The organism is Bradyrhizobium sp. 6(2017) (assembly GCF_011058295.2).
In the GTDB taxonomy this organism is placed as follows: domain Bacteria; phylum Pseudomonadota; class Alphaproteobacteria; order Rhizobiales; family Xanthobacteraceae; genus Bradyrhizobium; species Bradyrhizobium septentrionale.
On record NZ_CP049289.2, the window covers coordinates 9,073,212 to 9,095,910 of the forward strand.

At 62.3% G+C, this 22,699-nt stretch carries 24 protein-coding genes and 2 tRNA genes; 9 read left to right on the plus strand and 17 right to left on the minus strand.

Annotation, left to right across the window (positions count from 1 at the left end; all coding sequences use genetic code 11):
* Positions 1 to 175: 175 nt before the first annotated feature.
* The 4 genes from G6P99_RS43085 to G6P99_RS43100 all read right to left on the minus strand — a co-directional run bounded on the left by G6P99_RS43085 (position 176) and on the right by G6P99_RS43100 (position 1,533).
* Positions 176 to 556 carry a hypothetical protein gene (locus G6P99_RS43085; protein WP_029077631.1) on the minus strand — a complete coding sequence of 127 codons (381 nt, stop codon included), beginning with the start codon at positions 554 to 556 and terminating at the stop codon, positions 176 to 178.
* A 96-nt stretch (positions 557 to 652) separates the two neighbouring features.
* On the minus strand, positions 653 to 937 hold the full coding sequence (locus G6P99_RS43090) for a DUF1488 family protein (protein ID WP_029077632.1): 285 nt from the start codon (positions 935 to 937) through the stop codon (positions 653 to 655).
* Positions 938 to 974: 37 nt separating this feature from the next.
* Positions 975 to 1,271 (minus strand): hypothetical protein, encoded by a 297-nt coding sequence (locus G6P99_RS43095; RefSeq protein ID WP_029077633.1) that lies wholly within the window; start codon positions 1,269 to 1,271, stop codon positions 975 to 977.
* Entirely contained in the window at positions 1,264 to 1,533 is a 270-nt protein-coding gene (locus tag G6P99_RS43100; RefSeq protein WP_029077634.1) for a hypothetical protein, read from the minus strand. Before G6P99_RS43100 ends, G6P99_RS43095 begins: the two co-directional genes overlap by 8 nt.
* 519 nt (positions 1,534 to 2,052) lie before the next feature.
* Here G6P99_RS43100 and G6P99_RS43105 point away from each other — a divergent pair.
* Positions 2,053 to 2,184, plus strand: a complete 132-nt coding sequence (locus G6P99_RS43105) for a hypothetical protein (protein WP_256434592.1) — start codon at positions 2,053 to 2,055, stop codon at positions 2,182 to 2,184.
* A 37-nt stretch (positions 2,185 to 2,221) separates the two neighbouring features.
* On the opposite strand, the gene G6P99_RS43110 is transcribed toward G6P99_RS43105, so the two are convergent.
* The gene (locus G6P99_RS43110) at positions 2,222 to 2,758 is read right to left on the minus strand and encodes a disulfide bond formation protein B (protein WP_029077635.1); all 537 of its coding nucleotides are present in this window, start codon (positions 2,756 to 2,758) and stop codon (positions 2,222 to 2,224) included.
* Between the two features lie 196 nt (positions 2,759 to 2,954).
* On the opposite strand from G6P99_RS43110, the gene G6P99_RS43115 reads away from it, so the two are divergent.
* Together G6P99_RS43115 and G6P99_RS43120 are read left to right on the plus strand one after the other, a co-directional pair.
* Positions 2,955 to 3,039: transfer RNA gene (locus G6P99_RS43115), tRNA-Leu, on the plus strand.
* A 438-nt stretch (positions 3,040 to 3,477) separates the two neighbouring features.
* The gene (locus G6P99_RS43120) at positions 3,478 to 4,605 is read left to right on the plus strand and encodes a calcium-binding protein (RefSeq protein WP_051345926.1); all 1,128 of its coding nucleotides are present in this window, start codon (positions 3,478 to 3,480) and stop codon (positions 4,603 to 4,605) included.
* A gap of 53 nt (positions 4,606 to 4,658) precedes the next feature.
* On the opposite strand, the gene G6P99_RS43125 is transcribed toward G6P99_RS43120, so the two are convergent.
* Together G6P99_RS43125 and G6P99_RS43130 are read right to left on the minus strand one after the other, a co-directional pair.
* Positions 4,659 to 5,990, minus strand: a complete 1,332-nt coding sequence (locus tag G6P99_RS43125; protein WP_035975784.1) for an ATP-binding protein — start codon at positions 5,988 to 5,990, stop codon at positions 4,659 to 4,661.
* A complete protein-coding gene (locus G6P99_RS43130; RefSeq protein ID WP_029077637.1) occupies positions 5,963 to 6,634 on the minus strand; it encodes a response regulator in 672 nt (223 codons plus the stop codon). The genes G6P99_RS43125 and G6P99_RS43130 overlap by 28 nt, the downstream gene beginning before the upstream one ends.
* A gap of 243 nt (positions 6,635 to 6,877) precedes the next feature.
* Here G6P99_RS43130 and G6P99_RS43135 point away from each other — a divergent pair, with 243 nt between their 5' ends.
* From G6P99_RS43135 to G6P99_RS43145, 3 genes are all read left to right on the plus strand, one after another.
* Positions 6,878 to 7,105 (plus strand): hypothetical protein, encoded by a 228-nt coding sequence (locus G6P99_RS43135; protein ID WP_165126447.1) that lies wholly within the window; start codon positions 6,878 to 6,880, stop codon positions 7,103 to 7,105.
* 331 nt (positions 7,106 to 7,436) lie between these two features.
* On the plus strand, positions 7,437 to 7,784 hold the full coding sequence (locus G6P99_RS43140; RefSeq protein WP_165126450.1) for a hypothetical protein: 348 nt from the start codon (positions 7,437 to 7,439) through the stop codon (positions 7,782 to 7,784).
* Between the two features lie 13 nt (positions 7,785 to 7,797).
* Positions 7,798 to 9,003 carry a porin gene (locus G6P99_RS43145; protein WP_165126453.1) on the plus strand — a complete coding sequence of 402 codons (1,206 nt, stop codon included), beginning with the start codon at positions 7,798 to 7,800 and terminating at the stop codon, positions 9,001 to 9,003.
* 572 nt (positions 9,004 to 9,575) lie between these two features.
* On the opposite strand, the gene G6P99_RS43150 is transcribed toward G6P99_RS43145, so the two are convergent.
* The 3 genes from G6P99_RS43150 to G6P99_RS43160 all read right to left on the minus strand — a co-directional run bounded on the left by G6P99_RS43150 (position 9,576) and on the right by G6P99_RS43160 (position 11,508).
* The gene (locus tag G6P99_RS43150; RefSeq protein WP_029077639.1) at positions 9,576 to 10,040 is read right to left on the minus strand and encodes a RidA family protein; all 465 of its coding nucleotides are present in this window, start codon (positions 10,038 to 10,040) and stop codon (positions 9,576 to 9,578) included.
* Between the two features lie 186 nt (positions 10,041 to 10,226).
* Complete coding sequence (locus G6P99_RS43155) at positions 10,227 to 10,526, minus strand: hypothetical protein (RefSeq protein WP_334261880.1); 300 nt, start codon at positions 10,524 to 10,526, stop codon at positions 10,227 to 10,229.
* A gap of 349 nt (positions 10,527 to 10,875) precedes the next feature.
* Positions 10,876 to 11,508, minus strand: a complete 633-nt coding sequence (locus G6P99_RS43160) for a TetR family transcriptional regulator (RefSeq protein ID WP_029077641.1) — start codon at positions 11,506 to 11,508, stop codon at positions 10,876 to 10,878.
* Positions 11,509 to 11,602: 94 nt separating this feature from the next.
* On the opposite strand from G6P99_RS43160, the gene G6P99_RS43165 reads away from it, so the two are divergent.
* Entirely contained in the window at positions 11,603 to 12,268 is a 666-nt protein-coding gene (locus G6P99_RS43165; protein WP_029077642.1) for an O-methyltransferase, read from the plus strand.
* 33 nt (positions 12,269 to 12,301) lie between these two features.
* Positions 12,302 to 12,375 (plus strand) — tRNA-Ser (locus G6P99_RS43170).
* A 19-nt stretch (positions 12,376 to 12,394) separates the two neighbouring features.
* On the opposite strand, the gene G6P99_RS43175 is transcribed toward G6P99_RS43170, so the two are convergent.
* The 4 genes from G6P99_RS43175 to G6P99_RS43190 all read right to left on the minus strand — a co-directional run bounded on the left by G6P99_RS43175 (position 12,395) and on the right by G6P99_RS43190 (position 18,697).
* Positions 12,395 to 15,340 (minus strand): toll/interleukin-1 receptor domain-containing protein, encoded by a 2,946-nt coding sequence (locus G6P99_RS43175; protein ID WP_029077643.1) that lies wholly within the window; start codon positions 15,338 to 15,340, stop codon positions 12,395 to 12,397.
* A gap of 166 nt (positions 15,341 to 15,506) precedes the next feature.
* Positions 15,507 to 16,847 carry a TRAFs-binding domain-containing protein gene (locus G6P99_RS43180; protein ID WP_156928298.1) on the minus strand — a complete coding sequence of 447 codons (1,341 nt, stop codon included), beginning with the start codon at positions 16,845 to 16,847 and terminating at the stop codon, positions 15,507 to 15,509.
* A 12-nt stretch (positions 16,848 to 16,859) separates the two neighbouring features.
* Positions 16,860 to 17,444, minus strand: coding sequence for a hypothetical protein (locus G6P99_RS43185; protein WP_029077645.1), 585 nt, complete (start codon positions 17,442 to 17,444; stop codon positions 16,860 to 16,862).
* A 113-nt stretch (positions 17,445 to 17,557) separates the two neighbouring features.
* The gene (locus tag G6P99_RS43190; protein WP_165126456.1) at positions 17,558 to 18,697 is read right to left on the minus strand and encodes a patatin-like phospholipase family protein; all 1,140 of its coding nucleotides are present in this window, start codon (positions 18,695 to 18,697) and stop codon (positions 17,558 to 17,560) included.
* Between the two features lie 315 nt (positions 18,698 to 19,012).
* Here G6P99_RS43190 and G6P99_RS43195 point away from each other — a divergent pair, with 315 nt between their 5' ends.
* A complete protein-coding gene (locus G6P99_RS43195) occupies positions 19,013 to 20,428 on the plus strand; it encodes a toll/interleukin-1 receptor domain-containing protein (protein ID WP_029077647.1) in 1,416 nt (471 codons plus the stop codon).
* 45 nt (positions 20,429 to 20,473) lie between these two features.
* On the opposite strand, the gene G6P99_RS43200 is transcribed toward G6P99_RS43195, so the two are convergent.
* The 3 genes from G6P99_RS43200 to G6P99_RS43210 form a co-directional block, all read right to left on the minus strand.
* Positions 20,474 to 21,205: a hypothetical protein gene (locus G6P99_RS43200; protein WP_165126459.1), complete on the minus strand. Its 732-nt coding sequence runs from the start codon at positions 21,203 to 21,205 to the stop codon at positions 20,474 to 20,476.
* Between the two features lie 108 nt (positions 21,206 to 21,313).
* Positions 21,314 to 21,583: a hypothetical protein gene (locus G6P99_RS43205; protein ID WP_051345929.1), complete on the minus strand. Its 270-nt coding sequence runs from the start codon at positions 21,581 to 21,583 to the stop codon at positions 21,314 to 21,316.
* Positions 21,584 to 21,713: 130 nt separating this feature from the next.
* Positions 21,714 to 22,691, minus strand: coding sequence for an NAD(P)H-dependent flavin oxidoreductase (locus G6P99_RS43210; protein ID WP_029077650.1), 978 nt, complete (start codon positions 22,689 to 22,691; stop codon positions 21,714 to 21,716).
* Positions 22,692 to 22,699: the final 8 nt, after the last annotated feature.

Genomic DNA, 22,699 nt, shown 5'->3' on the forward strand with positions numbered 1-22,699 from the left:
GACGGATTGCGAGGCGGACGGGCCTTATCCGTGGAAGCGTAGAATGGGTAGAGCGAAGCGAAACCCATCGCTCTCGTTCCGCCGATAGCGAGATGGCGGGTTTCGCGGAGCCTGTCATCGGGCGGCGCTTTGCGCGGACCCGTTGGCTCTACCCACCCGACAGCTCCAATCCCGATCATGCCTCGGCCGTCGACTGGTTCGGCTGATCGCGGAACGATCGCGCCAACGCCGTCAGCTCCACGGGATCGAACCACAGCTCTTCGTCCCGGTCGGTTTGCAGTTTCGCGACCGCTGCAGCGCGCCACAAGGGCCCGGTGATCCGGGCATAGACCGAATCGGGCTGTGCTTCGTTCCATTCCTCGAGCCGCTCCCTGGCGACTGCGCGCCATAACGCGGTCAGCCGGCAGCTCGCACCATGTATCTCGGCGATCGCGTATCTCGGGCGCTGCTCGCTCATCAACGTAGCGATGAGATTGCGCCCGCTCTTGAGGCGCATCAGCGTCTCATTGGCCAACAGCAACAACTCAACGGGGACGCGGCGCACGATGATCAGCATAGGCTCGTCTGTTGCGCAAAGTCGGGGACGGAGACGGCGGGATAGCCTCCACCTTGAAACACCTGACATGCGTCAGGGCCTTCGCACGGGAAGCCGCTATCTTTGCTTCCGGAAATCGATGCTGCGCAGGACGATCCCGGGCGGCGCGCCCTCGAACTCCTTCGCCTGGTACTTGCCGTCGGCGCAGGCTTCGATGCGCTCGCGCAGGCGCATGAACTGGGTCTCGCGGTGGCCCGCGCGCCCGAGCGCCCCACCTTCCAATTCATCCATGGCAGAGGTCGAGATCGCGCAATGGATCTCCTTTTGGTCGTCGTGCATCGAAAAGAGTACGACCATCCTGTCGTACTCGTAGCTGATGAAGCGACCCTGCCTAAGCGTCATGTGACCGGTTCCTTCAAAGCCGCGCAGTGGTCCTGGCTCATCGCGGCTCGGTGAGCCGGACAAAATCCTCGAGAATTGCCGTGACCAGATCGCGATGCCTTGTATCCTCCGGCGGCAGGCTCGCTGCGTACAGATTCAGGACGTAGCGCGCCTTGGCGGCGACCTCCGGCCACGACGTCGCGGGTGCCGCCAGCAGTCCGGTTTCAAGCGCGGCCTGACGTTCGCGCAGATCCCTCGCGTGGGTCTCGATTTCCGCCAGCGCACGGCGAATATCGGTGGCCTTCTGCGCCGCCATGCCGCGGTGGCGATCGAGGTCGAGCGGCTCGTCAGTCATTAGATGCGCTCGCGTCGATACGCTGGGCGTCCGCGAGATCGACCGAGCCGATCGACACCATCTCCGTCGCCAATCCGCGCGAGCCTTGTGCCGGGACGATGATCATCGTGGCGACACGGCGGAACGCCGCGAACGAGAGCCCTTCGATCGCCTCTTCGTCGGTAATGACCTCATAGGCCCCTGCAGGCAATTCACGATCGATGCCTCTGATCCGGAATGGATGCCGGAAGGTGACGACTTCACGTTGTGAGCGGATGGTCACGGGCCAGCCTTTTGCGAAACGTCTTGCTGCAGTGCGGCCCCACGGCGAGCATGCGCCCCTTCGGCCGTAATAGCCACAGCTTTCTGGGCTTTTTCGGCTTTCCGGGCTCTATCGCCGAGGCCGGAGCGACGGGCCGCTTGCCATTGCGTGCCGTGCGTTGTTGCCGCAGCGCCGCCGGATACTTTCGCGCTCGCTATTTGGGTGACATCGGCCTACGCTCGATGATCATCGCGTGTCCCCACGACATCGGCCGGTGACTGAGGGCCGCGCGCGCTGCCGCCGCAATGAACAGGAAGCATCTGTTGCGGCTATTTCGGCTGGCCGAATGGATCGTGGCATCCATCGTCGTTCCGCTGCTGCCTGCTTTGGTGTGTTCGCAGCGGCTCTCTTCCACACCTCACGCGTTTTCGCGAAGCCGCCATTGCTTCGCGCAAATCCACGTCGACGTCAGAGCCTGCCCCCACGGCCAAGCTCTGGCGGATCGATCCGATCCTCTCGAGAAGCACGATGGAGACCGTCATGTCCAAAGGCGAGCGACGCAGCAACCGGGAAGCCAAGAAGCCCAAGAAGGAAAAGGTCAAGGTGATCGCCGCGGCTCCCAGCCTTAAGGGCGGCGGACAGCCGAGCTTCGCGCCGGGAAAGAAGAAATAGGTCGGTTGAGTGAGGCCTGTTCTGTCAGGCCTTCACGTCAGGCCTTGGCCGCCTTCGCCAGGCCCCAGCCGGCGATCGCAGCCATCAGCAGCGAGATCAGCACATTGTAGCCGGCAAGCGAGATGCCGAGGAAGCGCCACTGCACCTCATCGCAGCGGACCACCTTGACCTTGTCGAGTTGATCCAGCAGCGAGCCGGCCTTGCCGAAATCCACCAGCGGTCCGGTGCAATCGGTCGGCCCCGGCCAAAACCCCCATTCGACGCCGGCGTGATAGGCGCCGAGCCCGGCATTGGCGAGCGCGGCGAGGCCGAGGATCACGAGCCCTGCAAGCAGCAGCCACCGCGGCGCACCGCGGGCCGCCGCCAGCGCGACCACGGCGCCGAGCGGAAGCGCGAGGTAATAGGCATAGCGCTGCTCGAGGCAGAGCGGACAGGGCATGATCTCCAGCACCAGCTGGAAGAACCAGGCGCCGGCCAGCGTCGCCGCCGCGATCACGGCAATCGCCAGGGCCGAGCTCAGCGCCGGATTGCCGGCGGCGGAAGCATGCGACGGATGGGCGGTGGCGAGCGTCACGGCATTCCTCCTGCGAGCATCATTCGGAAGGGCCAAGCCCCCTGCTCCATGGTTCAACCGAGGTCGTATCGCGCGAAAATACCGCTGTCGAGGCGCGGGACAATCACATCCGCGCGGGTTGACCGTGACGGGCCGGCCGCTATAGTCCGCGGCGCTTCGCAACCCCGGCCGTTTTCCTGGCCGGGAGCTGGCGAATGCCCCTGTGGCGGAACTGGTAGACGCGCTCGACTCAAAATCGAGTTCCGCAAGGAGTGCTGGTTCGATTCCGGCCAGGGGCACCAGCCTTCGCTGCTTCGCAGCTACGGCCGGGCGAGCCACGACGGGCTCTATCCAAGCGAAGCAGAGAAGGCTGTCCCGCCGAAGCCTTGGCGAAGGCGGACGCCCGGGCACCGCACCGCGTGGCGCAGCCGCGCGATGGCCAGAAGCGCGAAGCGTGTCCGGCGAAGCTTGAGCAGAGCGAAAGCGAAGACGGACCGCCCCAAGCGAACTGCAATTGCGCGCACAGCCCGCGCCGAAATCCCAATCCGAAATCATCAAGACGCCCGCCGCCAGCATTCCGCAAGCCGATCTCAAGCACGCCCGGAAACAGCCGTCGTCGCTGACTACGACATATCCCAACGTGAGGATGTCGGCAGCGGAGCTATTAACCCTGGAGCTTGCCTGGGTGGGATCGTTCCGCCATCATCCCCGGAGGAGCGTCTGGAAAGCAGGAAGCGATCATGACCACCTATGTCGGCACCCTGGGGGATGACAGCCATACCGGCACGGAAGATGTCATGTATGGCCTGGATGGCGCCGACACGCTCAACGGCAACGCCACCACCGGAGGCGGACAAACGCTCTATGGTGGTGAGGGGAATGACAGCATTTCCGGAGGGAGCCCCACAGGCCCAGGCATAAGAATCTACGGCGGGGGTGGAAACGATACTCTCTCGGGTATCGGTGCATTCTATGGCGACGGGGGCAACGATTCGATTACCGCAACCGGTCAAGGCGGCGCTTTCGGAGGCGATGGAAACGACACCATCAATACATCTCTGAGCGGCTTTTATGGCGGGGTTGCCTACGGCGGTACCGGGGATGACCTGCTGACCGGAACCGTTCTGTATTGGGATGGCGGCGACGGAAACGACAGCCTGTTTGGTGGCTACGCAGCCATTGGCGATACGACATTTACATTCGGTGGCAATGGCAACGATCTCATCGTGCTGACCGGCGCCAACGGCACAGGCGGTTCAGCGATCTACGGCGGCCTGGGCGATGACAGCGTCTACGGCGGGGGCGCGCAAGACACCATCGTCGGGGACGCCGGCGTGGATCTTCTGGAAGGCGGCGGCGGGGATGACTGGATCTATCTGCCGACTGGCGGTGGAAACGCCTACGGCGGCACCGGCAACGATGTGCTGATCGGTTCGCAGGTGTACGACGTCCTCAACGGCGACGACGGCAATGACGTGCTCTACGGTTACGGCGGCAATGACTACCTCTATGGCGGCGCCGGCAACAACACGCTGTACGGCGGCGATGGCACGGACATCCTGCTCGGAGGCGCCGGCAACGACTATTTCGACGGCGGCACGGGGGTGAACTACTATTTCGGAGGCGGCGGCAGCAATACGTTCGTCTCCAATGACGTGCCCAGCGTGCAGGTGGTTCAGGATTGGAATAGCGCGACCGACGTCGTGCAACTCAATGGCTCCGGCTTCAGCTCCTTTGCCGACGCGCTGTCGCACTCCTATCAAAACGGCGCCTACTTCGTTGTCCAGGTCGACGGCGACACCGCGGTCTGGCTCAATGGTGCCACGGCAGGCACGCTGACGGCGGCGAACTTCTCGATCGTCAGTTGACCGCGGGCCCGGCAGCGAGTTCAGGTACGCGTGGATGTCGGCAGCATCCTTGCTCAGCCGGCAACCGGAATATCAACTTGTGCAAGGACTCCCCGTCCATCGCGCCGATTTTCGACAGTCAGCGTCATATTGTTGCGCTGAGCAACCTTTCTTGCAATCGCGAGCCCCAAGCCGGTGCCTTCGATATCGACCGGCGCAGCGCGATAAAACCGGTCGAAGATCCTTGGCAACGCATGCTCTGGAATGCCTATTCCGGAATCTAGGATTCTGACCGAAATAGCCGAGTTCGACTTGGCAATGGAGACCTCTACAGAGCCACCGAACGGCGTGTAGCGGACTGCATTGTCGATCAGGTTAGCAAAGAGCAGGCGGAGTTCTGCATCATATGCCTCAATGCGGACATCCTCATTCAAGGACATATCAAGTTCGACGCCGCATCTGGCGGATGTCGGGACAAACTCCGAGACGACAGAAAGCATGACCCCCTTCAAGTCGATTTCAGCACGGGCATGGTGCAGCATCGGGCCGTCCAGCCTGGCCATCCTTAGGAGTTGTCCGACCATCGCGCTCGCACGCCTTATGCCCTGGCTCAACTCGCTGAGGATTTCACTCTTGAACGCGGCACCAGACTGACGGTGGAGATTGTCGATCTGAATCTGCAGCGCAGCAAGCGGCGTGCGCAGCTCATGCGCGGCTTCCGAGACAAACTGCTTTTGCTGCTCGACCGCCTGCCGATACCGGTCGATCAATTTGTTGATTGCACTAATGATCGGCAGGAACTCGTTGGGCATACCACCAGGGTCGACCGGATCCTTGGCCTCAACACTGCGGGCTGCGAGCGCATCCGAAAAGTTGGCCAAGCGACGAAGCAACTGATCGACCCCGAGAATTACCGCGATCCAAGCAAGCGGAAACGCGGCTAGCAGGGGCACTCCGGCGGCCGCAGCGGCATGATTGGCGATCTCCATCCGCGCACTCTGGCGCTGCCCAACTTGTGCGAAAAGATGACCATCGCCCGCTGTGTAGACCCGCCAAAGGTGGCCGCCGGCCTCGATGTCGGAAAAGCCGATCCTGGTTGATCGAGGCAGCCGATCCATTTCAGGACTTTGGTGAACAGTTTCACCGTCCTCGCGCCAGACCTGAACGGCAACGCGATTCTCGACTTCCGTGTTGCGGAGCGGCCCAAGTGCAGCTTCGGACAAACCGCGCCCGGCGTTGACTGCGATCTGCTGCAATTCGTTGTCGAGCAGCTTGTTGATCTCAACGATCGCGACATGCCTTGCTGCCGCAACGACGATGGCCGCGATGAAGATGATCAGGAGGCTGCTCCAGATCAGCGCTCGTCGGCGCAACGAGCTCAAGCGATATCCTTCGTGACCATCCATCCGGCGCCTCGCACATTGCGAATTATGTCCTTGTCGAACCGCTTTCGAATAGAATGAATGAGCACAGCGACGGCATTGCTCTCCACTTCCTCGCCCCAGCCATAGATCTGCTCCTCGATCTGCGCGCGAGATAGGATCATCCCGGGCCGTTGCAGCAGGACACGCATCAGCGCAAACTCGCGCGCCGACAAAATCAGCTTGACGTTCTTATACTCGACCTCGTGAGTTGCAAGGTCGAGCGATATCTCGCCACTTACGATCACCGATTGCGCCTGACCGTGGAGCCGGCGCATAACCGCGCGCATCCGGGCGAAGAGCTCGCCGAGCTCGAACGGTTTGACAATGTAGTCGTCGGCACCAAGGTCGAGGCCAACGATGCGGTCATCGACGCTGTCGCGCGCGGTGATAACCAAGATCGGTAGCGTTTTGCGCGCGAGCCGTACGCGCCTCAGCAGATCCAATCCCGACATCTCGGGTAGACCGAGGTCAAGCAGTACAATCGCATGCTCATCGCGGTCTGAGCCGAGCACCGCGTGTCCATCCGCGCCGGATCGCACCCAGTCGACAGCCATGCCCTCGTGCTCCAGGCCACTCACAAGGCTCCGACCAATCAGAGCATCGTCCTCGATCAGCAACACACGCATAGTTTGCGCAGACGCTTCCCCCTCTTGTTCCCCAGCGATGGATCGTAGGGATACGGCTAATTGTCAGCTAATTCTACGCCCGTAGCTTTGTTGCGCCACGACATGCTCGAGGAGCCCAAAGGCACGAACGGCAAAGCCTGATTTGAAGTCTGATCCAAAACGCGATCGACTTCAAATCCATCTTTGCTTATTCCCGAGCGATCACCCGCGACAAGACGGGACGTGGCGCATTGGAGGGCGCCGTTGAAGAAACCTGACTCTAAGTCCGCTTGGGACGACAAGGCCGATCGCGCCATCGAGATCGCACGCAGCCTCCCACCGGGGCCTGATCGGCATGATGCGATGAAGAAGGCCGGTCTAATGCGTCGGATGGCAGCGCTTGTCGAGGAAATCGACAAGCAAGAAAGACCGATTCGTGGCAAGCGACCACGCAAGCTGAAATCGGCTCGATCTCGCGAAGTTGCGGAGTAACTAACGCTCGTCACGATCGACCAGCCTTGCTGGCTTTCGTCATGCCGGCCGTCGAGGGCCCCATTCCGCACCTTCGTCGCTGTGCTGCAACACGGCTGCATCGCATTGCGGAAGCAAAGTGGTGCCAAATTTGCGACAGACCTCGCGCGATCGACATCATGAATCGCGCGCCTCTGCATCAGCTAATTCAAGCCTCCTACGGTCTCTCCACTCGCAGATTCATGCGAGGACAAGTTGCGTCGGGGGGAGGCACAAGAACCATGCGATCGAAGATCGCCGGTCACGCGTGTCGTTCCGCTGCAGAGTTGATTTCAAAAAGGGGGAGGATCGAATGAAGAGCGTGATAGTGGCAATGGCTTGCGTCATCTGCTTCGGATCGACTGTGAACGCGGTCGCGGCCGAAGATAAGGATGCAACCACCCAGGAAATCGAAATGCTACGCCGTGAGATGCAGCAGATGAAGGCATCTCAGAAAGCGCTGCAGTCGAAACTCGACGCATTAGCGGCGGCGCCACGCCTGAGTGTCGCGGCGCGGGGGGACAAATACAGAAGTTCCGAAAAAGGTCCCTCAGTCGCCTTGGCCCGCGGGTGTTCAGATCCCCGCTCCACCGAACACCACCTCGCCCGATATCGCAGAGGTTCCGCAGGTCGCAAGGATATCGCAAACCGGAATCGTTAGGGGACCGGCACCTGTGCTCGGCAATACGTTGAGCACGCGAGTGTGGGGAGTCGATGTCGGCTTGTACGGTTTCCTCGATTTGTCGTTCGATCGAGCCAACAATGGCGTAAAATCGATCAATCAAGTCTCCAGCAACGAATCGTTTCTGGGGGTCGCGGGAGGTATCGACCTCGGATCACCCTACTGGCGGGCAATCTACCAGATCGAGACCATGGCAGAGGTGTCGGCAACGCCTGGCGTCGCGAGTTCGATCGGATCGCGCAATTCGTTCGTCGGCATTGACACACCGATCGGCAGGTTCATGGCCGGGAAGGATGACACGCCCTACAAGCGATCGACCGCCCTAATGAACCCCTTCAAGGGCAGCGTCGGCGATTACAACTCGATCATGGGCAATTCAGCAGGCGAAGGCCGCACCGAATTTGACTATCGCATGCCGCATTCGGTCTTCTTCGACTCGCACGAATTCTATGGCTTCACCGTTAACGCGCTTTACTCGCCTGGCCAAAAGCTCGATGACCTCGCCGCTGCTGGCAACAACGCCTTTCCGGTCGGCGAACTCGTCTGCTCGGGCTCGCAGCAACCTAGCTTGAACGGCGCTACGCCAAACGCGCAAGGGACCCAGACGCTCTGCAATGACGGCGCGTTCAAGGATGCCTACAGCGTTGCGGTCAACTATTCCTATGGTCCGTTGTACCTCACCGCCGCCTACGAACTGCACAAGGATGTCAACAGAGAATCCGACAAAGGCGGTGTCATCGCCGACGAGGCAGCTGCCAAGGTCGGCGCGTCCTATCATCTGCCGTTCAACAACCAAGTCTCCGTCATCTATGAGGAACTCTACAGGTATGGCGTTGTGGCAGCCACCAATGAACGGCAGCGTTCGGGACTCTACGTCAGCGACGTCCAGGACATCGGTTTTGGGATCGATCTGATGGCGGGGTATGCGCACGCAGGCCAGACCCCCGGGAGCCCGAAATTTCCTGGCCTAGACGACCGCGCCAACATGTACTCGGTCGGAGCAAAATATCACTGGAACGAGCACACCAGTCTTTATCTCGTAGCGGCCCACCTCACGCAGGGCCCAGGCGCCCATTACGGTCTGGGAGCTGGCGAGGGGCACGGCGCGCCGGACCTTTCGCCGCGAACTCAGACCGGCGGGCCGATGCCGGGGCAGACGCTGAGTGCGGTATCGACGGGAATCCAGGTTTCATTCTGACTGCGGTACGGATGCCCCCGTAACCTTTGGCTCGGCACCACGCCGGGCCAATTTTTTGTTGTCAGAGAACCTAAGCCGATCTTTAGAAAAAGCGTAGCGGTAAGCGCCCTGATGTTAGGCACCGCTTCCAGTGCTAAAATTCATTGGATATCATAGGCGCCGTGGGACTCGGCAAAGGTCTTGGGGCTGTCGTGAGCAAGAGAGACAGGATCGCGATATTGGGCTCTGCCCTGTTGCTACTCGTCATTGTGACGGTGGGTATATACGCCTTGTCGAGAGCATATCACTACAACGAACCCGCAATCCCACGGGCTGATCATTAGTCGACGATGTCGGCCGTGGTTCGCGACAAGGGTTGCGTCCTTGAAAGAACAGAATGACGTTGACGACATTGAAATGAAAGAGGCCGCCAACCGAGGCGGCCTCTGATCGTTTGACTGTTGCCGCGCGTGTCGCGACCAAGCGGCTTAGGCTAGAGCTTCGGTTCTGATTGAATCAGAACCGAAGCTCTGGCTTGTTGTATTGACGCGTTTTCTTCACGCGAACCGGTGTCCACTTCGCTCGAAAACGCTCTAGCGCGCCAGCGCTGCGATCAACTCGACCTCGATCGCTGCGTTGCGTGGAAGCTGCGCGACGCCGACGCTCGTCCTGGTGTGCAGTCCGCGCTCGGGACCGAACAGCTCCATGATGAGTTCCGATGCGCCGTCGGCGACTGCCGTCTGACCGCTGAAATCCGCGGCGCTGTGCACGAACACGGTGAGCTTCAAGATCTGCGTGATATTGTCGAGCGAGCCCAGATGCGCCTTGATCGCGGCCAGTCCGCGGATCAGCGCCAGCCGTGCACCTCGCTTGGCGTCTTCCAAGGTGACATCGCGGCCGACCTGGCCGACGACATGCACCTTGTCACCATCGCGCGGAAGCTGGCCGCTGACATAGATGGTGTCGCCGTGGACCACCACCGGTGCATAGGCGCCGCCGGCCGCCGCCGACATCGGCAGCTCGATGTTGAGTTCGTGCAGACGTTGTTCGAGCTTCACGGTTGCCTGCCAGCGAACTGGCCCTCTTCTCGGATCGCGGCGTGACCTCCGTCGGGCGCTCCTGATAGCCGAGTTCGGCGTGAAGCGGTACCGAGATCATGCTCTCGGAGCAATTGCGCCGGCGGCTCAGCTCCTGCCGGCCGCGCCCAGCGTCATCGCGATCAGATCACTTGCCATTGGGCAGTGTCAGCAGCCGCGGCAGATGGTCTTGAGCTTGGCGTTCAGCTTTGCATTTTCATCAGCAAGCATCTCGACGACGCTGCCACGCTTGGCCGACGGATCCGATAAGGCGGTCTTGCCCTTGTCCGGACTTCCACCCGTGATCGCGGCAGCCTTGTCATAGCAGGCCAGCCGGTCATTGGAATTGCTGATCGCCGAGCATCCGGACGTTTGAGCCGCAGCGCCGTGGCAAGCAATAACCTGGCAGGCAAGGATGAGAAACGCCGTGAGGGGAATAAACTTCATCTGAAAATCTCCGTCGGACATCATCTGCCAGCGATTGGGGCTGCACGTTGCGACACGCCTCGAGCCAGCCCGCAAGGCGTCAGTGACCTTCCTCATAGGGACGACCGACCAACGAACCGTTGCCTAACATACCCGGCCGAGATCGAGGAAGAATATTTGCCGCGATCTGACGCCGCGCTGCGCGCCAGGTTAACTGCGAAGCGGAACTCCGCTTATGAGGTGTTTCACCCGTGACACGACGTCCGGCGGGAATTATCGATAGGCCGCTAAAACGGCGGTTTGAAGGACAGCTGCGAAGGACATAGGTTGGGCACCACGCTTCGCCTGTCGGGCTACGCGTGGCGCGGCCGCGGCGCGATTTGCAGACGCCTCAACGTCGTCCAAGGCGCCTCAGATACGCGCAGAACATGTCGGCCATGGCGTCGGCGTAGGTCTCGATCTCCGCCTGCGTTCGCGGGCTTTCCGAAAAATCCTTGCCGACCGTGCTCAGCGTCGTCGCGATCAGATCGCCGGCCATCGCGCGCACCGCGTCGGACGCCTTCGGCAAGGCCGTGCGCATGAAAGTCTCGACGATGCGCTCGCCCGACGTCCGCGCCTCGCGCGCTTCCGGCGCATCGCGATAGAGCGGCGCGGCGTCACCAAGCGCGACGCGCACCGCGGCCTCCTCGCATTCCGAGCGGACGAAGGCGTGCACCAACGTGCGCAGCCGGTCGAGTGGCGGCCGTTTTGCGTCCTCGAGGATGTCGCGCAGCAGGGTCGTGGTCTGTCGCCACTCGTCGCTCTGCAGCCGGAACAGGATCGCCGCCTTGTTCGGAAAATACTGGTACAGCGAGCCGACGCTGACGCCGGCCCTCTCGGCCACCCGCGCCGTGGTGAAACGCTGCGCGCCCTCCTTGGTCAAAACCTGAACAGCGGCATCGAGAATCGCCGCGACGAGCTCGGACGAGCGGGCCTGTTGCGGCTGTTTTCGCGAGGAAATTGAAGAACTTCGGCGCTCGGTCATGGACTTCATCTGGAATGCGATTAGCGAATGCGAATAATTATTCGTATTTCTGACGGAGCGCAAGGACGCGCCGCTTTCAGACCGGAGACCGGATATGACCACCCTCATTTCACCTGAGCTCGCGGGCCTGCTCGATCGCCTGTTCGAGCAGGCTTCCGCCGCGCGGGAAGAAACCCAGCTCGCGGTGGCTGACCTCACCGACGAGGAGCAGACGCGCCTGTTGCGGAGCAAGACCGACTATCGCGCGCTCTACGGCCGCCTGAGCAACGTGCCGCTCGCGGTCTCGCGCGAGACCGGCACGCTGCTCTACATGCTGGCGCGCGGCAGCGGCGCGCGCAGCATCGTCGAGTTCGGCACCTCGTTCGGCATCTCGACGCTGCATCTTGCCGCCGCGCTGCGCGACAATGGCGGCGGCCGCCTGATCACCAGCGAGTTCGAATCGTCCAAGGTGGTGCGCGCCAGGGACAATCTCGTCGCCGGCGGCCTCTACGACCTAGTCGAGATCCGCGAGGGCGACGCGCTCCGGACGTTGCGCACCGATCTGCCCGATACGATCGACCTCGTGCTGCTCGACGGCGCCAAGGCGCTCTACCCCGAGATCCTCGATCTCGTGGAGCACCGCCTCAAGCCGGGCGCCTTCGTGGTCGCCGACAACGCCGACTTCAGCCTCGACTATCTGGCGCGCGTGCGCTCCCCGGCAAGCGGCTACCTGTCGGTGCCGTTCGGCGAGGACGTCGAGCTGTCGATGCGGCTTGGCTGAGGCGGAGGCGGGCGAAGCGCGCGGTCAGGCAATGCCCGTTGCGGAACTGGCCGACGCGCTCGACTTGAGTTCAAGGAGTGCTGGTTTGATTGCGGCCAGGGGCGCCATCAAACCGCGCTGCCTGCGCTAACAATTTGCGGCAATACCGCGAATGAGGGTCTTGCCGCCGCTGAAGGTAGTGGTTACCGCGGCGTTGCCGCGGCACTCGCTGCCATTTGGCCGCACAAAGCGATACTTCACGTTCACCACATCGTTGCTTGCAAGCTCGACGCTGAGCGTTTCCATCGGCGATGGCAGGTTCGAATAGAATTGCCGAATGCTGGTCGGATTGAACGGACCACCGCCCCGCTTTTCAGGAATAACAAACGTCTGCGCCAAATCGCCGTCGGCTCGCGACAGCGCAAGATAGAACGCTCTGACCGTGCCGACGGGATCGTAGGAGTTTATCGGCGACGGAGACGCAACGATTGGCCCGGGATCAGGCTGGACCCGAGCGACCGGAGGTACCGGCGAAGAGGTGACGTTTGGTGCTGGACCGGCCTCGCTGCGGCCTGATGGAGGTCCCGGCCTGGAGCCGGGATCAACGCCTGGCGCGAACTGGCGGATACTCTCGAACCCCTGCCTCATTTTCCCCGGCCGATCAGGCACCGGTTCGAACGCGCCCTCAGTGTTGATCGCGAGGCCTCCCAGCGCCTCGACCAGATCGGGGAGCCAGCCGCTCACCGTTTCAGGCGGGGTCAGATCCAGTGAGGCGAGGGCAACAAATCGTTTGTTTGAGTGGCCCGTGAAGGCAACGTATTTGGCGTCCGGATCGATCATTGCGCGCTCCACTTCATCGTCACTCATGGTATTTTCGAAGAGTGTGCGATCCATGAGGGGCAAGCCCGTTTCCAAATCCCAAAGGCTGTACCACTGAAGGTCCACGTTCGGCGGATCCCAAAGCGAACTTGCGATCAACGCGCGCCGGTTGTCGCGCGGGACAAACACGCGCTTCGTCGACTGAGGCGTGGTTCCCTGGCCGAACAAGCGCCGTTCCACGATCGGCAGACCAAGGCGCCGCGAAAAGTCGGTCGTCCATACTTCGGTGACAAAATCGCTTGTCGTAACCGCAAGGCTATCTCCGCCCTCGCCAAGACACACCAGGATGACTTCGTTGGAAAAGACCGGCGACACGGCGACTTGCACCCCATCCCTCACGACAGCGAGCTGTCGCGGTTCGGGCCGAGACAATTCACCTTTCGATGTGCGCAGCTTCCCGTCGGCCGGAGCGTCCATGGCGTAAAGAACGTCGTCATCCCATCGCTTGCATCCGGTGGATACCTGCTCGCTGACGACCGGGCCCGCCAAAGGCATTTTCACGACCGAGCTCAATGCAAAGAAGGGGGAGTTGCCGGGACCGAGAGTTACGACAATTCGATCGTTGCCTACTCGGTTGATCGACGTCGCAGCGCTCGCGAGATGCAGCACATTGCCAATCAGCTCCCCACCAGCGCCGCCGGCCAGACGGGTGACGCGCAGTATCCCGTCGGAACTCGACGTCATGAGCCATTCGTGTGCGGCGTCCAGCTCGGCGAAGACGATTGGCGCGGCATGTTCGCTCTTCGCAATCATGTCGATGCCAGACGGATCCACCCGGAATATGACGGCGTCTCCCTTCTCGGACACCGTGAACAGCAGCATGCTGGAATCGGCGCCGGCGTGAGCCGGCTCAGGCAGAAACTGCACCCGTGAGAACTGGACGTTTTGACTGTTCGGGAGTCGTCCGGTCGCTCTCACGTCGGAGCCAATTTGCTGATTGGTCTTCAGGTCGATGATTTGCAGGTAGGCACTCTCTCTCCACCCAGTGACTTCCAGAGCCAAGAGATTTCCGTCCAACGACAGGTAGCCTCTGAGTGAAGCGACGTAACTTATTCCGTTGTATGGCGGCTTGATCCAGGGTGTGACAGGTGTTCCGTCACTGCGCCAGATCCGATATTGGGCATCGGTCGCTTCGACGTTGTCGCCGATTGCGGTGAATATTCGTTTGCCGTCGCCGCTCACGGAGATGAACTTGACCTGTGCCGAGGTCCCGTTGACCGTAACGCTCTTGTACCTTTTCTTGATTGCGTCCGGGATTGCGTCCGATTGCACGGGACCGGCGGCAACGGCCGCCGTGCCGTCAGGCTGCGCCGGCAGCCAGAAGCGCCGCTGCTGAAGCAGCGTCCACAGTCTTGCAAGGGCGCGCTTGTCCTGTCCTTCCCTGACGGACCGCGACAGCAACGCCATCCCTTCCGACGTTGTGTCGTTGTTTTCCAACAGCGACGTTCCCTGGCGGAAGTCGGAGGTGGCGAGGGTCCGGACGGCATTCGACCGGCTGGCTTCCGCCAATTGCCGCTGGGTCACCGCAAAGGCCGCCAAACCCAACGCGAGCACACCGACGGCGAGCGACGCAGCGACCGTCAGGCGCAGCCGGCGCGTGGCAGCACGCCGGCTCTCGGCGACAAAGCTCTTGTGAAGAGCCGTCGGCTCGGGCGCCCCACGCGGCCTCGAGGCGATCCAATGTTCCACGCTCTGCAGTTCTTGCCCCCGCAGGGTCAGGCCGCCCGGCCGGTTTCGCTCGTCCCAGCGGCGAGCCAGTTCGCCGACCCGCGTGTGCTCCTTGAGCCAGACAAGGTCCGTCTGCAAAGCGTGCGCGAGCTCGTCGACCCGTGCATCGAAATCGTCTGCCTTGTCGAAGAACAGGTAGTTGATCCTGGCGATGGCTTCGGGAATGCGGTCGTCGGATACCCGTTCGAGAACAATCGGAGCCAGGCGCTTGTTGAGCGCGGCGACCTGCTCGACCTCCCACGCGCAAACCGGCGACAGAATCGAGTTTGGGCTGACGATGAAAACGACCGCGTCGGCTTCACGAATAAAGCCCAGCAACTCCCGCCGCCAATCTTCAAGCTTTGGCAGATCGCGGGTGTCGATCCGCGGTGTCAATCCGCGCGCTTCCAGCGCGGCGACGATCTTCTGCGCAAAATCGACATCCTTGCGCGAATATGAGATGAAGACGCCGAGCTGTTTTTGATCAATCGCCGGGGTCGCAACCATCGATCTTTACCGCCTTTGAAAATAGCAAATGCAGTGGCAATGAGCCCTATGCCTCCGCCGTGATCACAGCGCGCGAGCCTGGTGGCTCGCGGCGGTCATGTGCCGACCGTGCCGGCACCATGCTTCACAGAGCAGTCGTCACCATGCCGCCGAGATGGCGCGGCGGTCAGGCCGTCTTGATCTTGTCGATGATCGCAGACAATCGCGCGCGCCTTGCGGGGTCATCGACATGCGAAACGGTGTTTTCGAGATCACTCAGCATGGCGCTCACCTTCCATCTGGCCTGACCTTCGGCAATCACGGCATCAGCAAGTTCGTCAGCCTTGTCGGGCTCGCCGAGGTCGAAAGCCGCGGCAAGCAGCGTCGGGCGCAGCCATTCGTCCGCGATCTGCATCCGCCGGGCCCGCTCGCAAGAGGCGATCACCAGCCGAAGTGTCGACTGCGCGCGCTCCTCGTCACCTGCACTCCCACGCGTGCGATAGAGACGCGGCAGATTGCCGGAGCAATAATAGGCGTTGAGATCAAGCTCCATACCCCGTTCATAACAGCCGATCGCCTTCACGAGCGACTGATTGCGCTCTGCGGCGGAGGCCGCTGTGGCTCTGGCGAGGCGCTTGTAGCGGCCACCCATCAGGCCCAGACGTTCCGGTGTCGGTCCCGCCAGGTCAATCAGCGTTTCGATCTCGGCAATAGCCTCGATCTCGTTACCGACCTGGGCAGCGGCGAAAGCGCGGTTTTCCTGGACCTCAGGCTCGTTCGCGAAACGGTCGGGAAGATTCTTGATGTAATCCAGCACGACGTTCCAATCGGCAGTGGTGTCGACGCAGTCGCGCAGTAGCAACAGCAGGGCGAGCGCCTTCGCATAGGTCGCGGGTGGATTGCCCTCAGCTGCGATCAACGCCTGGGCGCGCTTCATACGCTCGGCCGCAGGCGCAGCGCGGACCGCGCGTATCTTGGTCTGGAACGCGGCTTGCTCCGCGAGTTGACCTCGCATCACGGTCGCCTTGCGTGGATCCACCTTGTCGGGATAGCCCGGGATCGACTGGTGCATCGGCGAAATCCCGTCGGAAAGCGCCCTGATCGGCTCCTTGATCGCGGCCTGCATGGCGGCGGCGGTTGCCGCCGTGATCTCTCCTTCGGGCAGCGGGTAGCGGACGGTCCGCAGCTGGACGACATCGAACAATTGCTTGGACCAGTCGGCCGCGAGCAGGACGCATCCCGTCTTCTGCGACGCGTGGCGAATGCCGACCTCGTAATAGACGTTGCCATTCGGGATCGTCATGTCGGCCAGCACGAGATCGGCGAAGTAGATTCGTTCTAGCATCTCGCTGACGATCAACGCGCTGGTGTCCTGATCGGCCCGCACCGGCTCATAGCCCAGCGCCTTGATGGCCGGAACATATGCACGATCCCAAAGCGCATTGAAATCGATCTCGGCCGGGCCAAGCTTGGGGTCAGCCTGGGTCGCCTTGCGGCCGTAAGGCATGATCATGAAACACGACGGCATCTTGCAAATCCTTCAGTCCCATAATTTTCGTGTATCCAGCCAGTAAATCCACGTCGTCCGGCGCCCCGCTTCCTCCATCAGGTGCTTCGCGCCGCCAGGACCATCACCGCCCTCGCCGTTCCACAGGCAGATGAAGGCGATCCTTTCGCCGCCATATCGCGCGGCCCGCTCCAGCATCCATTGATTGTCGCGCTCATAGGCGTTCTCGCCGGCCGGCATTGGCCCCAATTCGTCGGGCATGACGTGGAGCGTCGCGCGCGATTTGGCCGCGAAATAGCGCGCGCGCCAATTGCCGCTGGCGAAATCCACCGAACCGGCAAGGAAGGTCGGCTCGTCGAACGGAATATAGATCTCAAGCCGCATGCCCCGCGCCAGAGCCGCTTCCGCAAACAGCAGGTCACCGCCGCAAGCGCCGCCGCAGATGGCAAGATCGCCTTCGGCCGCACCGATCCGCAAAAGCGCATCGGCGATCGCAGCGGCGGCTGCCGGCTCCTTGTCCGGCGGAAAGCGGGGCGTTTTTCGATCTGGCGCATCGATCATGTGACCGCTGAAGAGAACCACCTTGTTCGGTGATCTGGCATCCGGCTCTGTGGTCATCGCGACACCTCGACTAAATGATTGGATCATCGTGTCTCGGTGGCGAACTTAGCTGAAGGCGAATTGCTTGTCGAAACTGGGATTTGCGTGTTGAGAAGCTGCTCCGCGCGGCATCATTTGATATCGAAGGCCGGCGGGAAGTGATCCGGCTTGACCTGCCTGATTGCTGCGAGTCGTCCGATGTCGGCGAGCTCGTCCATGTTGTTCGGGTTGTCCATCGCCGCGATCTTCACCAGCGCGTCCGGCGTCCGGTCGATGGCGACCGTCTTCCTCAACCAGTCGGTTTCCAGCAGTACGTTGTAGCGCGCATAGGTCGCGAGTTGCGGCCCGCTCTGGCTGTCGGCCACCATGTCTTCCACCGCGCGATCGATCATCCACGGCGTCAGGCAGTTCGTCAGCCATTGCAGCATGCCGTGATTATGCCGCCCGCAATCGTCCATGAGCGATTGCAGCGACCGCACGCCCTGCTCAGCCGCCGGCATGTGGACGATCTCATCCGTCGAGAACGTCGATTTGAACACGCCCGTACCGGCCGAGATCAGCAGGAGATTGTCCTTGCCGGTGTGCCAGCGAAAGCCATGGCCATGGAGTGCCGCGAGCATCAGGAGTTGCAGGGCCGGATCGTTGAACGGGCTGACGCCGCCGTCGACGAAGGCGCCGCTGACCGTGCTGCCGTCGCGCGCCGAGATCGTGATCTTCTGCGGTTCGAAATAGGTTGGCGCCGCGGTGCTGGCGCGAACCACCTCGGTCAGCCGCAACGCGCCGTCCTGCTTTGCGTAGGGCGCGTCCGGATGGTTATGCAGCGGCCAGGGACTGCCGGTATCGAGCCGCTTGGTCATGATCATCAACCCGGTGCGGATGTGATCGCCGCCGAGCGCCGTGTCGGCGCCGAGCTGAGCGTCGAGCGCGCGCTGCAAGGCGTCGGCCTTGAATTTCGGCGCCAGCAGCCCGCGCCGCCAGAACGAACCCTGAAAGATGTCGGTGCCGATCCCGCGATAAAGCTTCTTCAAGGCGTCGATCGTCATGCCGCAGGCCAGTCCGGCCGCGATGATCGATCCCGTCGAGGTGCCGCCGATCAGATCGAAATAGTCGCAAAGCAGGAGATCGTCCTTGCCGTACCGCCTGCGCAACATCGCTTCGACCGCGGCGAGATATTCGAGCGTCAGGATGCCGCGAATGCCGCCGCCATCGAGAGCCAGGATCCGCTTCGGTCCGGCGTCGCGATCGAGATGCTGCTGCTTGGTCTTCGGCATAATTGCCCCCGCGGAACCATGACGTCATGAAATGAAGCAACGCGCCCAACCGGCGCATCGGCTTGCTTACAATTTTAGTCATTCGATGCCGGAGCCGGACAATTTCGCGCGCCGGCTCTCCGCGGCAGTCAGCTTGCACGCGATACACCCTAAGGTATAGTGAGATATTTCACTGGCAGACGGTTTTTCTTTTTCTTGCCCGGCGATCGCGGATTTGAAAGACGGGATATCATTCCGTCCGCGGCGAGCCACGGAATTTGGCCGACGAAGATGCGGCCAGCCGTCGCATAACATTCATGCGGATAGGGTTTTGCCATGCCGGATGATTTTTCGGTCTTTCTCAGCCATCGCGCCGAAGACAGATATCTCGCGCGCCTGCTCAAGGCGCGGCTCGAATATCTCAGCAGCCTCGACCGCCAGCGTCCGGTGGAGTGCTATGTGTGCGAGGAAATCCCCGGGGGCTCGGAGTGGCGCCAATGGATGATCGACAACACGGCCAGGGCCGATTGCCTGATTTTCATCCACACCAATGCCGAGCACAATTGGACCTGGTGCGCGTCGGAGATTTCGCAGTTCGACGGCTACAAGCGCGCGCTGAAGCTGATGTCGAAAGTGCTGTGGTTCTCGGTCGATAGTTCGCCTTCGTTCCCGATGCTGGCGGAGAACGAGTTCTACGGCATCGGCGAAGACGATGTGCGGCGGTTTCTCGAGGATCTGTTCGTGAAACCGACCTTCGGTAACGTCCCGCTCCGGCCGCGACTGAATGCCAACCACGCCCGCGAATTCAACGATGCGGCGAAGGACATTCACGCGCAATTCATGCAGATCACCCGTCCGGAAGAGCTGTTTCGGCTCAGGCTGCGCATCGTGTTCAGCGACGAGCTGTCATTCCGGCAAAAGGCCGATTCGCTGGCGCCGCTCGCCCCTGCGGACCGCGCGCGCGGATTCCTGAAGGATGCCAGGCTGGAGGCGGATGCCGCCACTGTCACGCTGCTATCCGGTCCCGATACGGCGGAGCTCGACTGGGAGGACCTGCTCCGCGCGCAAAACCGCTGCGACAGCGGCGCCTGGCTCGACGAACTGACCAACTATATCGCGAACTCGTTCGCCGACGTCGATATCGCAAGCCGCCGCAGCCGCGAACAGGTGCTGAGCCCGATATTCCGCGACCTGAAGCTTTTTCAGCCGGTCATTGCCCGGCTCGAATATCTCGACAACACGCCATTCTCGGTCGTCCTCATCTTCGTCCCGATGCCGCCCTTCAGCGAGGATCCCCGCCTGATGGTCGCGCAGAACATGCCAAAGGACATCGTCTTCCTGTCAATCCTGCTGCGGCTGGCAAGGCGCTTCCGCTGGTCATTTCTCGAACCCTTGTACAACGCGGTCGAGGGCATGGACGATGACGTCAACGCCAAACGATGGGACGATCTGCTCGAGCGCTACCACGAATGCCTGGAGAATCTGGATTCGATCCTGCGGCAGAGCAATATGCGCGAGTTGGAGACCGTCGGCGACATCAAATCGGCGATCAACATCTCCGACGATGCGCTGCTGAAGGAGATGTTCAAGGATTGGGGGACGTTTCAGACCAGGCTCGCGCAGGCCGTCGAGAAGAGATCGCCAGGCGACATCAGGCAGACGCTGGAGCCTTGGCTGAAGCGCAACAAGGACTTCATGAAACAGCTGCTTGTCGAAACCCAGGGCAGGGTCGAGAAGCTGCGGCCGATGTAACCCAGCCAAGCGAGAGCAAAGGTCCGGCTCGACCGGACCCGGCACTCAGATCATCGCCGCGACTCGTTCGAGCCCGATCAGGCGGGCCAGCGAACGGACCTCGTTCTTCTGGTCCTCGCGGAGCTGGAACAGCAGCGGCATCGCCGCCGATTTCAGCTGCTGAACTTCCTCGGAGTCGGGATCGATCGGCATAGTGCCCGCCGCAGGATCACCCTGACGCTTGGCGTGGATCTTGCGCGCGACGGCACGCAGCGCTGTCTCGACCGCCGGCCAGTATGATTCCTGCGACGACGACAGCTTGAGCCGGTCCTTGATGCCGGCGATCTGCGCGTCGCTGAGCAGCGCGTAGCTCTTCTGCGGCGCCGGCTTGGCGGCGGCCTTGGGCTTCGGCGGCGCGGGAGCCGTCGGCAATGCCCCGGGCTCGGCGGCCTTCGGCAGGCCGGCATCGACCGGGTCGGTGAGCTTCGGCAGGCCGATATCGGTGGGCTCGGCGGAGGCATAGGCCTGGCGCACGGTGTCGGTCGCGCCCGGGATCGCGGCCTGCGCCCGCTGCAGGAGCGGCGACGGATTGGCGGGAGGCACAGTCGGCTGGGGCGCCTCAAAGGCGGCAGTGGCAAGCGTCGTGACCGCGAGCTTGTCCTGCTTGCTGGCGCGGTTGGCGACCGGGCCGATGTCAGCCTGCGCCGCCGGCAGGCTGTCGCGGCCCAAAATGGCTGTGATCGCAGCGCCGGCAAGGAGGAAACATGTCAGCGCGGCGAGGGTGATGGCTCTGGTCAAAAATTACTCCATTCCCTGCCAGTATCACCGCAGGCTGACCGCCAAATGCGGCGTTACCGTGCCATGACGACGCCAAATAGGTGAAATTGTCCCGAAACGGCCCGAAAATTAGGCCGCGGCGGCGAGCTCATAGGCTTCCTGGATGTCGGCGACGATCTCGTGGGCGGTCCACAGCGCCCCCGGCTGGACCGAGTGCAGGCTGACCGTCCAGTTGGTGCGCCGGGTCCGCGGCGTGCTGACGATGTCGAATTCGACCTGACGGCACAGCGGATGCCGCTGCAGGGCGTAGAAGACCCGGGTCCGGAGCTCGTCGAGCGATGCCGGGGTCTTGTCCAGATCCTTGGCCAGATCCTTGGCGAAAAGCGCCTCAAAAGCCATGTCGCATTCCCACAACTGCCGGGCGGCCGGCCGTGGCGGCAGACCGTCCCATGGCGCCATTGTTGGGACTGGCATGGTTAATGCCGCGTTAAGCGGACAGGCGGGACTTGAGCGACAGCTGGGTCTGGTATCAGGCGAGCCGCACCCGCGCGCTCGCCGCCTCGTACTCCGCAACCGTCTGCGCCACGAGATCGTCGACGCCAAGCACCCCAGTCACCCCCGAAGTGGAATGACCGCCGCTCCAGATGTCGCGCCAGCGTTTCGGGCGGCTTTCGCGGGCGCCGATATCGATGTCCTTGCCAATGTCGATCGCGCCGCGCGCCGGCAGATCGTCGGGATCGAGACCGGCGGCCTCGATCGAGGGCCGCAGCATGTTGGTCTGCAGGCCCGTGAACGCCGTCGTCAGCAGGATGTCGTCGGCAGAGCTGTCGACCAGCATCTGCTTGTACCTCGCGTCAGCCATGCTCTCGCGTGTCGCGATGAACTTGGTGCCCATATAGGCGAGATCGCAGCCGAGCGCCTGCGCGGCGCGCAGGGCGTGGCCGTCGCCGATGCCGCCGGCGAGCACGATCGGGCCGTCGAAGAAACCGCGCACCGCACGCACGAACGCGAACGGATTGAGCCAGCCGGTCTGCCCGCCGGCGCCCGCGGTGAGCAGCACCAGCCCGTCGGCGCCGGCGGCGGCCGCGCGCTCGGCATGGCGGATCGAGGCGACATCGGCGAACACCAGCGCGCCGGCATCGTGCAACGGCGCGAGCACCGGTGCGGGCGAACCGACCGAGGTGATCACGAGCTCGACCTTGTGCCGCAGCAGCACGGCGAGATCCTGCTGGAGCCGCGCATTGGAGCGGTGCACGATCAGGTTCGGACAGATCGGTGCCGCCGCCTTGCCGCTCGCATCGGCATGCGCCCGCAGGCGGCGCTCGATGTCGCCGAGCCAGGCATCGAGCTGTTCCGTCTCACGGCAATTCACAGTCGGAAACGAGCCGATCACGCCGTTGCGGCAGGCCGCTACCACCAACTCGACGCCCGACACCAGAAACATCGGCGCCGCGATCAGCGGCAGCCGAAGGCGATCGCGAAAACGCGCAAGAAGATCAGCGGACAAGTTGTTTC

Excerpts from the sequence above, each read along its gene's own strand:
- G6P99_RS43165 (WP_029077642.1), top strand. The coding sequence starts at position 11,603 with ATGACCACCCTCATTTCACCTGAGCTCGCGGGCCTGCTCGATCGCCTG.
- G6P99_RS43180 (WP_156928298.1), bottom strand. The coding sequence starts at position 16,847 with ATGCCGTCGTGTTTCATGATCATGCCTTACGGCCGCAAGGCGACCCAG.
- G6P99_RS43195 (WP_029077647.1), top strand. The coding sequence starts at position 19,013 with ATGCCGGATGATTTTTCGGTCTTTCTCAGCCATCGCGCCGAAGACAGA.
- G6P99_RS43130 (WP_029077637.1), bottom strand. The coding sequence starts at position 6,634 with ATGCGTGTGTTGCTGATCGAGGACGATGCTCTGATTGGTCGGAGCCTT.
- G6P99_RS43090 (WP_029077632.1), bottom strand. The coding sequence starts at position 937 with ATGACGCTTAGGCAGGGTCGCTTCATCAGCTACGAGTACGACAGGATG.
- G6P99_RS43125 (WP_035975784.1), bottom strand. The coding sequence starts at position 5,990 with ATGGATGGTCACGAAGGATATCGCTTGAGCTCGTTGCGCCGACGAGCG.
- G6P99_RS43105 (WP_256434592.1), top strand. The coding sequence starts at position 2,053 with ATGTCCAAAGGCGAGCGACGCAGCAACCGGGAAGCCAAGAAGCCCAAG.
- G6P99_RS43205 (WP_051345929.1), bottom strand. The coding sequence starts at position 21,583 with ATGGCTTTTGAGGCGCTTTTCGCCAAGGATCTGGCCAAGGATCTGGAC.
- G6P99_RS43185 (WP_029077645.1), bottom strand. The coding sequence starts at position 17,444 with ATGACCACAGAGCCGGATGCCAGATCACCGAACAAGGTGGTTCTCTTC.
- G6P99_RS43175 (WP_029077643.1), bottom strand. The coding sequence starts at position 15,340 with ATGGTTGCGACCCCGGCGATTGATCAAAAACAGCTCGGCGTCTTCATC.
- G6P99_RS43160 (WP_029077641.1), bottom strand. The coding sequence starts at position 11,508 with ATGACCGAGCGCCGAAGTTCTTCAATTTCCTCGCGAAAACAGCCGCAA.
- G6P99_RS43095 (WP_029077633.1), bottom strand. The coding sequence starts at position 1,271 with ATGACTGACGAGCCGCTCGACCTCGATCGCCACCGCGGCATGGCGGCG.
- G6P99_RS43120 (WP_051345926.1), top strand. The coding sequence starts at position 3,478 with ATGACCACCTATGTCGGCACCCTGGGGGATGACAGCCATACCGGCACG.
- G6P99_RS43190 (WP_165126456.1), bottom strand. The coding sequence starts at position 18,697 with ATGCCGAAGACCAAGCAGCAGCATCTCGATCGCGACGCCGGACCGAAG.
- G6P99_RS43155 (WP_334261880.1), bottom strand. The coding sequence starts at position 10,526 with ATGTCCGACGGAGATTTTCAGATGAAGTTTATTCCCCTCACGGCGTTT.
- G6P99_RS43085 (WP_029077631.1), bottom strand. The coding sequence starts at position 556 with ATGCTGATCATCGTGCGCCGCGTCCCCGTTGAGTTGTTGCTGTTGGCC.
- G6P99_RS43140 (WP_165126450.1), top strand. The coding sequence starts at position 7,437 with ATGAAGAGCGTGATAGTGGCAATGGCTTGCGTCATCTGCTTCGGATCG.